We start from the raw sequence: 12,913 nt of genomic DNA, 5'->3' as shown, positions 1-12,913 counted from the left end.
AGTACAATGCTGTCTGACAACTCAGATGGCCAAATACAAGGAAAGCAGAACTATGAGGTACTGGTTGCTCGTTATCTTAATGAACGTGCTGTTCTGGTTGATCGTGAAGCATGTTGCTCCGGAATGGTATGGTTCCCCTGGTTATTATGCAGGCCAAATCATCTGCACACTAATAGCTGCGGTCATCACATGGCGTGATCCGCCTGACTGGTTAGGGAAGGTGCGAATAAGCAGGTCATTTCTTCCCAAGCTGACTCGCTGATTAAAATTTCGCGGATCTGGGCCGATTTTTTTCCCGCAAACACATCGAATCAGCCTATTTAGGCTATTTTTTCCACCATTTCTGGCGTTATTTCCGGTTTTTACTGAGATCTCTCCCACTGACGTATCATTTGGTCCACCCGAAACAGGTTGGCCAGGGTGAATAACATCGCCAGTTGGTTATCGTTTTTCAGCAGCCCCCTGTATCTGGCTTTCACGAAGCCGAACTGCCGCTTGATGATGCGAAACGGGTGCTCCACCCTGGCACGGATGCTGGCTTTCATGTATTCGATGTTGATGGCCGTTTTGTTCTTGCGCGGATGCTGCTTCAAGGTTTTTACCTTGCCGGGACGCTCGGCGATCAGCCAGTCCACATCCACCTCGGCCAGCTCCTCGCGCTGTGGCGCTCCTTGGTAGCCGGCATCGGCTGAGACAAATTGCTCCTCTCCATGAAGCAGATTACCCAGCTGATTGAGGTCATGCTCGTTGGCCGCGGTGGTGACCAGGCTGTGGGTCAGGCCACTCTTGGCATCGACACCAATGTGGGCCTTCATGCCAAAGTGCCACTGATTGCCTTTCTTGGTCTGATGCATCTCCGGATCGCGTTGCTGCTCTTTGTTCTTGGTAGAGCTGGGTGCCTCAATGATGGTGGCATCCACCAAAGTGCCTTGGGTCATCATGACGCCTGCTTCGGCCAGCCAGCGATTGATGGTCTTGAACAATTGACGGGCCAGTTGATGCTGCTCGAGCAGGTGGCGGAAATTCATGATGGTGGTGCGATCCGGCAGGGCGCTATCCAGGGATAATCGGGCAAACAGGCGCATGGAGGCGATTTCGTACAGGGCATCTTCCATGGCACCGTCGCTCAGGTTGTACCAATGCTGCATGCAGTGAATACGCAGCATGGTCTCCAGCGGATAGGGCCGTCGGCCATTGCCCGCCTTGGGATAAAACGGCTCGATGACAGCGGTCATATTCTGCCATGGCAGAATCGGTGATGCTACCAACTTGCTGATTTAGTGTATAATGGTGTTTTTAAGGTGCTCCCGTGGCTTCAGTCTCCGTCTGCTGTCCCTCCTGTTCCGCTACTGAAGGCGTGATGCGTAATGGCAAAAGTACTGCCGGGCATCAACGTTATCTCTGCTCTCACTGCCGTAAAACATGGCAGCTCACCTTCACTTATGCCGCTTCTCAGCCCGGTACACACCAGAAAATCATTGATATGGCTATGAACGGCGTCGGTTGCCGTGCCACCGCACGACTAATGGGCGTGGGCCTCAACACCATTTTGCGCCATTTAAAAAACTCAGGCCGCAGTCAGTAACCTCCCGGATACAGCCGGGCAGTGATGTCATTGTCTGTGCGGAGATGGACGAGCAATGGGGCTACGTCGGTGCAAAATCACGTCAGCGCTGGCTGTTTTACGCGTATGACAGGATACGCAGGGCGGTGGTAGCCCACGTTTTCGGTGAACGCACTATGGCCACACTGGAGCGTCTTCTGAGCCTGCTGTCAGTTTTTGACGTGGTGGTATGGATGACGGACGGCTGGCCGATGTATGAGTCACGTCTGAAGGGAAAACTGCACGTCATCAGTAAGCGTTACACGCAGCGAATTGAGCGACACAACCTGAATCTGAGACAGCATCTGGCAAGGCTGGGCAGGAAGTCCCTGTCGTTCTCAAAATCGGTGGAGCTGCATGACAAAGTCATCGGGCACTATCTGAACATAAAACACTATCAGTAAATTGGAGTCATTACCGGCAGAATCTGCTCCATGCGGGAGAGGAAAATCTCTTTTCGGGTCTGACGGCGCTTAGTGCTGAATTCACTATCGGCGAAGGTGAGTTGATGGCTCATGATGTCCCTCTGGGATGCGCTCCGGATGAATATGATGATCTCATATCAGGAACTTGTTCGCACCTTCCCTAATACATTTATATAAAAACGGACGGGAAGCGCGGTGGAAGCGTGGTTTAAGGATGGACGCATACCTAAAAAATGGGGCTATCCTTCTGAAAAGAAAATGTTAGTGTAGCGATACTTCTGCCGTGGAATCACACCGGAAATCAAATTCTAAACTATTATAACCCTGTCAACCGTATGTATTGGTACGTCTCCAACGGCGCGTTTTCTGCCATACCAGAGACGCAACGATATTTTAAATATACTTAGAAAATAACAACAAACTTAATATGAAATTTTTAAAATCATGAGGTTATCAATGAACCATTATGATGATCTGCAGCGCTTTCAGGAAAAAACGCGGACGCAAAACCTCAAATTTCAGGATCTTTCATCGCAAGCCGCCACGCGCGAGCATGGCGACTGGGCGATCCTCAATCAGCTAAATCCCGGCGCAGAGAAACCCTCTTCCCTGGCGCTGGGAGGCTCGGTTTCCGCGCCCCTGCCGCAGTCAGTGCCCGCGGATCTGTTCCACCAGATAGAAGCGGCCGTAGCGGCGGCGCCAGCCTCCGCTTCCGTTGTGCCTGCCGCTCCGGCCGCGCCAGCGGCCCCGCAGCCGGCCGTGGAGACCGCCACCGCCGCGCCGGAGCCAGTCAGGCAGGAGCCTGCGGTGACCCCTGCGCCTTCAATCCCGGCGCCTGAACCGGCAATGGCGCCGCCGAGAATAGCCCCCCGACCCGCGCCCGCCGCCGAGAACTATGCCCACCTGTTCGCGGCGAAAAGCGCAGAGCCGGTGACGAAAAATAAAGACCAGCCTTTGAAATCACTTCTGGAAAGGATCGCAACATGCCGTTGATTTGCGTCTGTTCACCGAAAGGTGGCGTAGGGAAAACGACCCTGGCGGCCAATTTAGCCTATTCGCTGGCGCGGACCGGCAGCAAAGTGCTGGCGCTGGATTTTGATGTCCAGAACGCGCTGCGTTTGCATTTTGGCGTGCCGCTGAACGATGAGCGCGGCTATGTGGCGAAGGCGCTGGAGCTGCACGACTGGAGCCAGTGCGTGCTGAGCGCCGGCAGCAACATTTTCGTCCTGCCGTATGGCGAAGTGAGCGAAGCGCAGCGTCAGGCGTTTGATGAGCAGCTGACCCACAACGACCATTTTCTCCAGCGCGGACTGTCCGCACTGCTGAATTATCCCGGACTTATCACCATCGCTGATATGCCGCCAGGGCCTTCGCCGGCGCTAAAGGCGCTGACGGGGCTGGCGGACCTGCATCTGATCCCGCTGCTGGCTGATACTGCCTCGATGTCGACCCTGGCGCACGTGGAAAAACAGCGCCTGACCGGCGCGGCGCTGAATCACAAGCATGGGCACTATTTCGTCATTAACCAAAGCGATAGCCGTCGCCAGGTCAGCCGGGACGTCACCAGCCTGATGGAAGAGAAGCTGGGCGAGCGACTGCTTGGCATCGTCCATCGTGATGAAAGCGTGGTGGAGGCCAATGCGTCGCAGAAGTCGATTCTGGACTTTAACGCTTCCTCGGCAGCGGCCTTCGATATTGAAATTATTGCTAAAAAAATATCTTCGCTGTTGGGTATCCATATTGGCGATGGCACGGTGCACAGCCAGCCACGCATGTCAGGGCTTTAACTTATTGCAGGGCTGCTGAATGAAAAAATCTCTTTTTTGGTTGCTGGCGCTGGTGCTGTCACCCGTCGCCGTGCTGGTGGTGATCACGCCGATGGACAGCCAGAAGCAGTATATTTTTGGTCTGCTGAGCATCGGTATTCTCTTTCTGATGGGGTTCAGCAAGCGCCGCAGCGTATCGGTCATTATGGTCGTCACGTCGCTGCTGATGTCTACCCGTTACATGTATTTTCGCCTCACGCAGACCCTGCACTTCAACTCAGCTATTGAAACTATCCTCGGCATGGGGCTCTTTCTGGCGGAAGTCTATATCTGGGTGATGCTGCTGCTTAACTATCTGCAGACCGTGTGGCCGCTGAAGCGCGGTATTGTTCCGCTGCCGGATGATATGAGCAAGTGGCCGACGGTGGATATCTATATTCCGAGCTATAACGAACCGCTTGAGGTGGTGCGTGACACCGTCCTCGCGGCACAATGTATTGATTATCCAAAAGATAAAATGAAAATCTATCTTCTGGATGATGGTAAGCGCAGCGAGTTTGCCGTCTTCGCCGCCGACGTCGGGGTGGGTTATATCACCCGCAACGATAACAAACACGCTAAAGCGGGAAACCTCAACCACGCCCTAACCCTGACCCAGGGGGAGCTTATCTGTGTTTTCGACTGCGACCACGTTGCCACGCGCGTGTTTCTGCAGGCCACTGTCGGCGGCTTCCTGAAAGATCCGATGCTGGCTCTGGTGCAGACGCCGCACTACTTCTATTCCCCGGATCCGTTCGAGCGCAACCTCTCCGTCGGACGCAACATCCCGAACGAAGGGATGCTGTTCTATGGCCCGATTCAGCAGGGCAACGATAACTGGAACGCCACCTTTTTCTGCGGCTCCTGCGCGGTGATCCGCCGCGAGGCGCTGGCGCAGATCGGCGGTTTCGCCGTGGAAACGGTGACCGAAGATGCCCATACGGCGCTCAAGTTCCAGCGCCTTGGTTGGAAGTCGGCCTTTCTCGATATCCCGCTGGCGGCTGGTCTCGCCACCGAGCGCCTGGTGGTGCACGTTATCCAGCGTACCCGCTGGGCGCGCGGGATGACGCAGATTTTTCGCGTCGATAACCCGCTGTTTGGCCGCGGGCTGACCTTCCAGCAGCGCTTGTGCTACCTCAGCGCCATGCTCTACTACCAGTTTGCGCTCCCGAGGGTAGTGTTTGTCACCGCCCCGCTGGCTTATCTGCTGTTTAACCTCAATATCATTTACTCGTCAGCGAGCCTGATCGTCTCCTATGCGCTGCCGCACCTGTTTCTCGCCATCTACGTCGGTTCGCGAATGAACGGCCGCTATCGCTACAGCTTCTGGGGGGAAATCTACGACATTGTGCTGGCTTTCCACCTGGTGCTGCCGACCCTGGTGACGATGATTTTCCCCAAACGCGGCAAATTCAACGTCACCGATAAGGGCGGCCTGCTGGACGTCGGCTACTTCGATTTCACCGTGGTGCGTCCGCACCTGGTGGTGGCCTGTCTGCTGGCGCTGGGGGTGATCGTCGGCATCGTCCGGGCGATTGGCCATGACTACTTTGGCTCGGACCCCAACGTTATCGCTCTGAACGTCGGGTGGGGTATCTACAGCCTGATCTTCCTGCTGGCGGCGATTGCCGTCGCGCGTGAAACGCGGCAGGTGCGGAAAACCATTCGTATCGATGTCGATATCCCGGTAGTGATCCATTACGCCAGCGGCATTGTGTCCCGCAGCCACACCGAGGATCTGTCGATGGGCGGTTGCCGCGTAGTGGCGCCGGATAAGCGCCATCTGGAGGATGATATCGAAGAGGTTGAGCTGATCCTGCAGTCCGGGGCTATCTCCATCCCGGCCCAGTTGGTCACCTCTGACGAGCGCTTCCTGCGCCTCAAGTTTGATGAAGATATTCCGCTTTCGCGCCGCCGTGAGCTGGTGCGCGTGGTGCTGGCCCGCGCGGATGCGTGGATTAATCCGCCGCGCCCGCAGGATAACCCGTTCCGCTCCTTCTTCACCATTTTACGCTGCGTGTTCGAACTGTTCTGGCTGACGTGGAAAACCCGTCGCAGCCAGCGCAATCGGGCAACAGTGGCGAAAACGGCGCAGGAGGATGGCACGTTATGAAGCGATTAACGACGCTGGCGCTGCTGGCAGGGATGCTCTCTGCGCCTGCGCTGCACAGTGAAGAACCGGGCTCCGGCGCCGCCGCGCCGCTGAGCTTTCCGCAGCTCAATGGCGCGGCGGACAGCGAGCCAGGCGACGAACCCCCGGCCGCCTCGCCGGAGGAGAGCGCCTCCCCGACAGCCCCCGCCACCGCCGGCGATGCGGCGGCGACGGCCCCTGCGCCGGATATGCCGGACTTGCCCCCGCCGGTGAGCGGGTCGGCCGCGCCGGAGGTCATTCCTGTCGCTCCGGTCTGGGGAGGCGATCTGAATCTGGCGCAGATGGGGATGCCGGACGGCATTATCCTCAGCGGCGGTCAGCGGCAGGGGGGCGTCAGCTTTACCCTGCCTTCCGATCAGGTGGTGATCCATTCGCAGCTTAGCCTTGCCGTTCGCGTATCGCCGGAAATGGCGAGCCGCAACGCCACCCTGCAGCTGATGCTCAACGGTCAACCGCTCGGCACCCTGCCGTTGGGCGCCGATGGCGAGGATGTCTCCCATTATCAACTGGATATCCCGCCCGCGCTGATGGTTTCCAGTAATAACCTGAGCGTGAAGATCAACGATGGCGATACCCTGCAGTGCCAGCGTGACATTCATGATTCGTCGCGGGTGACGGTGCTGCCCACGTCGCATTTCAGCTGGGAAAGCCAGCAGTTGAACATCAGCGACGATCTGAGCCACTTCCCGCGTCCATTCTTCGACAGCATGCAGATGACGCCGGCGGACATCGCCGTTTCCTATGGAGCGAAGCCGTCGGCCGACGTCTTCAGCGCCGCGGCGCTGGTCTCTTCCTGGCTGGGTATCCAGGCGGACTATCGCGGCATCGCCTTCAGCGCGCTGCGCGACCGCCTGCCGGAACGCCACGGTATCGTGATTGGCCACCCGGGCGAGCAGGTGGGCGGCATGACGCTGCCGGAAACCGATAAGCCACTGCTGCGCATCATCGCCAACCCCGCCAATCCAGCCTACAAGCTGCTGTTGATTGTCGGCAAAAACGATACCGCGCTGCGCATGGCCGCCTGGCGCCTGACCCGCGGCAACTTCGCGCCGCAAACCGCGACGCTGGATGTTGAACCACAGACCATCCCGGTTGGCAAAGCGTACGATGCGCCGCGCTGGATCCCCACCGATCGTCCGGTCAAGCTCAGCGAACTGCTGCGTAAGGATCAAAGCCCGACCGTCAGCGGCGTCTGGCACGAACCTTTACGTATCGCCTTCCGCGCCGCGCCGGACCTCTATCTGTGGGATGGCGAGACGATCCCGCTGCAGGTTGGCTACCGCTTCCCGTCGGAGAGTTGGATCAATGAAGACAAGTCCCTGCTGAGCGTCACGCTCAACGGCACCTTCCTCAACAACCTGCCGATGAACAAGCAGGGGCCGCTGGAGAAAGTCTGGCGCTACCTCGGGGGCGATGCGCGCCAGGAGCGCTTTACCATCCCGCTGGCACCCTACCTGATCTATGGCGATAACCAGCTGTCGATGTACTTCAATGTGGTGCCGAAGGACGATGTTCCGTGCTCGGTTCTGCTGAATAACAATATCAAGAGCCGCATCACTGACGACTCATGGATTGATTTGAGCAAAACGCGACACTTCTCGCTGCTGCCAAACCTCTCCTATTTCGTCGGCGCCTCTTTCCCTTTCTCGCGGCTGGCGGACTATTCGCAAACGACGCTCCTGCTGCCGGCGGAACCGTCTGAGACCCAGGTGGCAACCCTGCTGAATCTGGCGGCGCGCTCCGGGAATGCGACCGGCACCGCGCTGGCGAATAACCGCGTCGTGCTTGGGATGCCCACCGGCGGCGGGGATTTGCAGTCGCTGCGCGAACGTGATGTGCTGGCGGTCACCGCTCTCGATCAGCAGGCCTTCAACCAGAGCCTGCTGGCCGACTCACCCTACCGCCCGGTGGATAATGTGCTGAGCGTCCGCGAGCCCGACCTGTGGCAAAAAGCGCAGCGCCGACTCACCGGCGACTGGACCTCCGCCAGCCTCGATGCCGATCGCTACTTCTCATCCAGCAGCGCCTGGCGCGGGTTTATCAGCTATCGTTCGCCGTGGAACCCCGCCCGCCTGGTGGTGGTGGCGATGGCCAGCAATGATGACCAGCTGGCGCGACTGAAAAACGATCTGGACTCACCGCGCATCAATGCCGGGATCCGTGGCGATACCGCGGTGATCACCAGCGATAACGGGGTGCGTAGTTTCCAGGTGAGTACGCCGTTCCCCAGCGGTCAGATGCCGTGGTACATGATGGCGGTCTGGTATGCCAGCCAGCACTCCGGTTTCCTCGCTCTGCTGGGGCTGATTGCCACCTCGATAATGGGACTGGCGCTGACCGCGATGTTTAAACGTCACGCCCGTAAGCGTCTGGGTTCGGGGGATAACCAATGAAAAGAAAGATAACGATAACGATGAAAAGCTCCCGGCGGCTCACCACATTCTGCCTCACCGGCGCCCTGGCTCTCGGCGCTTCTGGCGGCGCGCTGGCGGCGGGTAACGATGCGGCGCTGCAGGCGCTGTTCGCCCAGGCCAACTACTGGCATGAGAAATCCCATGACGAGCTGGCGATGGAGTCCCTGCAGAAGGTGCTCTCGGTGGATGCCAACAACACCCAGGCGCTGTATCTGATGGCGCTCTGGTCGCAGCAGGGCGGCGATATGCAGGCGGCGGCGCAGTGGCGCGCGCGGCTGGCGAAAGCGGCGCCGGACAGCCCGGGGCTGCAGGATCTGGACAACGCCAAAAAAATGTCGCAGGTGCCGCAGGGCCAGCTCAGCCTGGCTCGCCAGCAGGCGCGCGGCGGCAATATCCCCGGCGCGCTGGCGACCTGGCGCAGCATGTTCAATGGCAATACGCCGCCTGCCGGGCTGGCGGCGGAATATTACCTGACCATGGCCAGCGACAAATCGCTCTATCCGCAGGCCATTAGCGAACTGCGGCAGTACGTGGCGCAGCATCCCCAGGAGAACGCCCCGCGGGTAGCGTTGGGCAAAGCGTTAACCTGGCGGGAAGATACCCGTCGGGAAGGGATCGCCCTGCTCGAGCCGATGGCCAGCGGCAATAAAGAGGCGGACAGTGGCTTGCGTCAGGCCTTGCTCTGGCTGGGTCCGCAGGCCGGGGATGAGCAGTATTACGACACCTGGATGCAGCGTCATCCGCAGGATAGCGAAGTTCAGAACTACTTTCGTGAACGGCGCAGCGGCCAGGCGCGCGGCCAGGGCTACGCCAATCTTAACAGCGGCAATACCGCTGCCGCGAAGCAGCAGTTTGAAGAGGTATTGCAGACCAACCCGCAGGATGCCGATGCGTTGGCGGGCATGGGCTATATCGCGCAGCGCAGCGGCGACTACCAGGCCGCATCGCAATATCTGAGCCGGGCGGCGGACCTCGGCGGCGACGCCTCGGCGACCCGCCGTCAGCAGGCGGCTGATGCCCTGTTCTACGGCCAGCTGGCGCAGGCTCAGCAGGCCTATAAGCAGGGCAATATCAGCCAGGCGCTGGCGCTCTCCGCGCCGCTTGCGCAGCAGAGCGGGGCGCGGGGCGCCTCGGCGAAGCTGTTTCGTGCCGATGTGCTGCGACATAACAAAGATTTACCCCAGGCCGAGCAAACGCTGCGCTCACTGTTAAACGACGACCCGCAGAATGCGGCGGCGCGGGAAAACCTCTACTACGTGCTGCGCGAGCAGAATAAATCCGCCGAGGCGCAGGCGATGCTGCAGACGCTGCCGCAGAGCCTACAGCAAAAACTGCAGCCGCGGGTGGTGGCCGGCATGCCAGGCGACGCCCTGCGTCGTCAGGCCCAGGCGCAGGTCAGCAGCGGTAACCCAGCCGGCGCAATAGCCACCCTGCGCGAAGGCGTTGCCCGCTATCCGGACGATCCCTGGCTGCGTCTCGATCTGGCCCGACTGCTGCAAAAATCGGGTAACGCCAGCGAGGCCTCTTCGCTGATGTCGGCGGCCTATCGCCCCGGCGCCAGCAACAGCGCGCTGTATGCCGCCGCGCTGTTCGCCAGCGAAAACGGCGCCTGGCAACAGGCGCAGACGCTGCTGGCGCGCATTCCCGGCGGCAGTCAGACCAGCGACATGCGCGATTTACGCCAGCGGGTGAACTACAACCTGCAGCTGGTGACCGCCGAAAACTACCTGGCGCAGGGCAATACCATCGCCGCCAGCAATACCCTGCGGGCGATGGCCTCCACGCCGCCGAAAGCCCCGGCGGACGCCGGCAAGCTGGCGCGGCTGCTGGCCGAGAGCGGCGACCTGACCACCGCGGTATCGCTGGTGCGCAACAATATCAGCGGCGGGGTGTCCGGCAACGCCGGGGATTACGCCGATCAGATCGCCGTCCTGAACCAGGCCGGGCTGACCGGCGAGGCGCAGAACCTGATCAGCAATCCGCAGCTGCAGGCCAGCAGTACGCCGACGCAGCTGGCGAGCATTCGCAATGGCTATGTGATCAACGAGGCCGACCGCCTGCGCGAGCAGGGCAATTATGCCGCGGCGTATGACAAGCTGATCCGCGCCATGCAAAGCGATCCGCAGAATACCGATCTGATGTTCGCCATGGCGCGGCTGTACCAGAGCGGCAAAATGAACAAAGAGGCCGGGGTGGTCTATGACTATCTGATGACGCGCGATACGCCGAACCAGGATGCGCGCGCCGGGGCTATCGACGTCGCGCTGTCGGCGGGGAACAACGAGCGCGCGGAACAGCTGGCCGGCGGCTTGCGTCAGGATAACTCCCCGGATCGCCTGCTGCTGCTGGCGAGAGTGGCGGAGGCCCAGGGTCATCATCAGCAGGCGATGACCTACCTGCGCAGCGCCCGCGGCAAACTGCTGGGCATGCAAAGCACCAACAGCAGCGAAACGCCGACCGTCGGCGGGGTGCTGGCGGCGGATAACCCCTTCATCGGCGTGTCGCAAACGTCGGCGCCGACGCGGACGGCCTCCGCCTACGGGCAGTATATGCCGTGGCAGGTTGCCCAGTCGGCCGCCGCGCCCGGCTCCTCACTGCCGGGGATCCAGCGCACCGATCTGCCGGTGGACACCGCCCAGACGCGGATGCTGCGTCAGGTGGACACCATGATGGAGTCGCTGCAGGAGAAAACCGGCAGCTGGCTGCAGGGGGGAATGGACGTGCGCGGACGCGACGGCGAATCGGGCACCAGCAAGCTGACGGAGCTCAGAACGCCGCTGACCTGGTCCTCCTCGCCGTTTGGCGACTCGCGCTTTGACTTTACCGTCACCCCGGTGTCGTTAAACGCCGGGACCGCCAGCGGCGACGCCTGGCGCCGCTACGGCGCCAACCCGCTGGCCAACGCGGTCTCCAATATGGTGAGTACCGCCACCAGCGAGCAGGCGGCGATCGCCTCGATGACCGAGGCGGAGCGGACGGCCTATTTTGCCAGCAATCCGGGGGCAGAGGCGTTAAGCGGCCTGGGCACCCTGAACGCGGCGGACTTCAATCCGACCACCAGCAGCGGGATGGAAAACCTGGCGAAGCTCGGGAGCTATGATTCGGGGCAGGTGGCCAGCTATCTTTCCTCGTCCAGCCGTAAGCCGAACGTTGACCAGACCAGCGGCTCGACCGATTCGCAGAAGGCCAACGGCGTCGAACTGGCGCTGGCGCTAAGCGGTGACGATTACCGGGTCGATATCGGCAGCACGCCGCTGGGCCAGGATCTGAATACCGTTGTCGGCGGGGTGAAATGGTCGCCCAAGCTGACCAACTATCTGTCGCTGATCCTCACCGGCGAACGCCGCTCGCTCACCGACAGCCTGCTTTCGTATGTCGGTCTGAAGGATGCCTATTCCGGTAAAACCTGGGGGCAGGTGACGAAAAACGGCGGCACCCTGCAGCTGAGTTATGACGACGGTGACGCGGGCTTCTACGTTGGCGGCGGCGGTTACAGCTACCTGGGGCAGAACGTCGCCAGCAACACCAGCATCAACGCCAATGCCGGGGTCTATCTGCGGCCCTATCATGACGAATACCGCCAGCTGCAGGCCGGGTTGAGCATGAGCTATATGGATTACTCCAAAAACCTCAGCTACTTCACCTATGGCCAGGGGGGCTACTTTAGTCCGCAAAACTACGTCAGCGTGTCGCTGCCGGTCAGTCTGACGGAAAAATATGATAACTGGACCATGAAGCTCGGCGGCTCGGTGGGCTACCAGTCTTACAGCCAGGATAAGAGCGCCTATTTCCCGACCAATTCGGAGTGGCAGCAGACCCTGGAGACGGCGGTGAGCAATGGGTTTGCCAAGGAAGCCTACTATTCTGCGACCTCGAAGAGCGGCATCGGCTATACCCTGCGCGCCGGGGCGGATTACAAGGTCAACAAACAGATGACGCTGGGGGGCCAGATTGGCTATGACACCTTCGGGGATTATAACGAAAGCACCGCCGGGCTCTATATTCGCTATATGTTAGGAGATCATTGATGATGACGGAGAACAATAACCCGGTGGTGATGACCTGGTTTCAGCAGCAGCAAACGCCTGCCGGATGGTTCGATCTGTTGATTATTATGGTCGAAGGTATGTTAAATAATGCCGGCGAGCTGGAAAGTCAGCCCTTCCTGCGTCAGATGGGCGCCTCGTTGGCGGAGACCCATCCGTTGCCGGCGTCGGAGACCGTAGGGGAGCTGGAGGCGAATATCAACCGGCTGCTGACCCATTTCCACTGGGGGGTGGTGACCATCGACGTCGGTGAGGATGGCCTGCGCTTGCGCCATCAGGCGTTGCCGGTCAGCCGCGATGATGCGGGGCGCGTGCGCTGGTGCAACGCGTTCTGTGCCATACTCGAGGGGTTATATTCTCGCTGGCTGCAGAGTCAGGGAGGCAGCGCTCACGTAATATTGCAGCGTGAGCGGGTGTTCTCTGTCTCTGACGTTCAGTTTCTTTACTACCATCCATAATGAGTGAATT

Annotated in this window: 7 protein-coding genes and 4 pseudogenes; 8 read left to right on the top strand and 3 right to left on the bottom strand. The window is 59.9% G+C overall.

The window, feature by feature from the left end; all coding sequences use genetic code 11:
* Positions 1 to 52: 52 nt before the first annotated feature.
* Positions 53 to 214: pseudogene (locus tag B8P98_RS31770) on the top strand (hypothetical protein); the annotation flags it as partial.
* On the opposite strand, the gene B8P98_RS31965 reads toward B8P98_RS31770, so the two are convergent.
* Together B8P98_RS31965 and B8P98_RS29075 are read right to left on the bottom strand one after the other, a co-directional pair.
* Positions 145 to 381 carry a hypothetical protein gene (locus B8P98_RS31965; RefSeq protein WP_306046130.1) on the bottom strand — a complete coding sequence of 79 codons (237 nt, stop codon included), beginning with the start codon at positions 379 to 381 and terminating at the stop codon, positions 145 to 147. The pseudogene B8P98_RS31770 and the gene B8P98_RS31965 sit on opposite strands and share 70 nt — an antisense overlap.
* Positions 363 to 1,253, bottom strand: a pseudogene (locus B8P98_RS29075) (IS5-like element ISKpn26 family transposase); the annotation flags it as partial. The gene B8P98_RS31965 and the pseudogene B8P98_RS29075, both read right to left, overlap by 19 nt.
* Positions 1,254 to 1,309: 56 nt before the next feature.
* Here B8P98_RS29075 and B8P98_RS29070 point away from each other — a divergent pair.
* A protein-coding gene (locus tag B8P98_RS29070; RefSeq protein WP_223174630.1) for an IS1 family transposase occupies positions 1,310 to 2,007 on the top strand; the annotation gives its coding sequence in 2 pieces (ribosomal slippage) (positions 1,310 to 1,559 and positions 1,559 to 2,007; 699 coding nt in all).
* Here B8P98_RS29070 and B8P98_RS29065 read toward each other — a convergent pair.
* Positions 2,004 to 2,120, bottom strand: a pseudogene (locus B8P98_RS29065) (IS5/IS1182 family transposase); the annotation flags it as partial. The gene B8P98_RS29070 and the pseudogene B8P98_RS29065 overlap by 4 nt on opposite strands.
* 364 nt (positions 2,121 to 2,484) lie before the next feature.
* Here B8P98_RS29065 and B8P98_RS29060 point away from each other — a divergent pair.
* The 6 genes and pseudogenes from B8P98_RS29060 (at position 2,485) to bcsD (ending at position 12,903) form a co-directional block, all read left to right on the top strand.
* On the top strand, positions 2,485 to 3,021 hold the full coding sequence (locus B8P98_RS29060) for a cellulose biosynthesis protein BcsO (protein WP_048266275.1): 537 nt from the start codon (positions 2,485 to 2,487) through the stop codon (positions 3,019 to 3,021).
* 1 nt (position 3,022) lies between these two features.
* Positions 3,023 to 3,815: pseudogene (locus tag B8P98_RS29055) on the top strand (cellulose synthase operon protein YhjQ/BcsQ).
* A 19-nt stretch (positions 3,816 to 3,834) separates the two neighbouring features.
* Positions 3,835 to 5,946 carry a UDP-forming cellulose synthase catalytic subunit gene (gene bcsA, locus B8P98_RS29050; RefSeq protein ID WP_004204982.1) on the top strand — a complete coding sequence of 704 codons (2,112 nt, stop codon included), beginning with the start codon at positions 3,835 to 3,837 and terminating at the stop codon, positions 5,944 to 5,946.
* Complete coding sequence (bcsB, locus tag B8P98_RS29045; protein WP_048266276.1) at positions 5,943 to 8,378, top strand: cellulose biosynthesis cyclic di-GMP-binding regulatory protein BcsB; 2,436 nt, start codon at positions 5,943 to 5,945, stop codon at positions 8,376 to 8,378. The genes bcsA and bcsB overlap by 4 nt, the downstream gene beginning before the upstream one ends.
* Positions 8,375 to 12,427: a cellulose biosynthesis protein BcsC gene (locus B8P98_RS29040; RefSeq protein ID WP_048266277.1), complete on the top strand. Its 4,053-nt coding sequence runs from the start codon at positions 8,375 to 8,377 to the stop codon at positions 12,425 to 12,427. Before bcsB ends, B8P98_RS29040 begins: the two co-directional genes overlap by 4 nt.
* Positions 12,427 to 12,903 (top strand): cellulose biosynthesis protein BcsD, encoded by a 477-nt coding sequence (bcsD, locus tag B8P98_RS29035; protein ID WP_004204979.1) that lies wholly within the window; start codon positions 12,427 to 12,429, stop codon positions 12,901 to 12,903. Before B8P98_RS29040 ends, bcsD begins: the two co-directional genes overlap by 1 nt.
* Positions 12,904 to 12,913: the final 10 nt, after the last annotated feature.

The sequence above is a fragment of the Klebsiella quasivariicola genome, from assembly GCF_002269255.1.
Lineage (GTDB): Bacteria > Pseudomonadota > Gammaproteobacteria > Enterobacterales > Enterobacteriaceae > Klebsiella > Klebsiella quasivariicola.
Note: the sequence above shows the minus strand (reverse complement) of the source record. Positions and strands in the feature narration are given on the sequence as shown.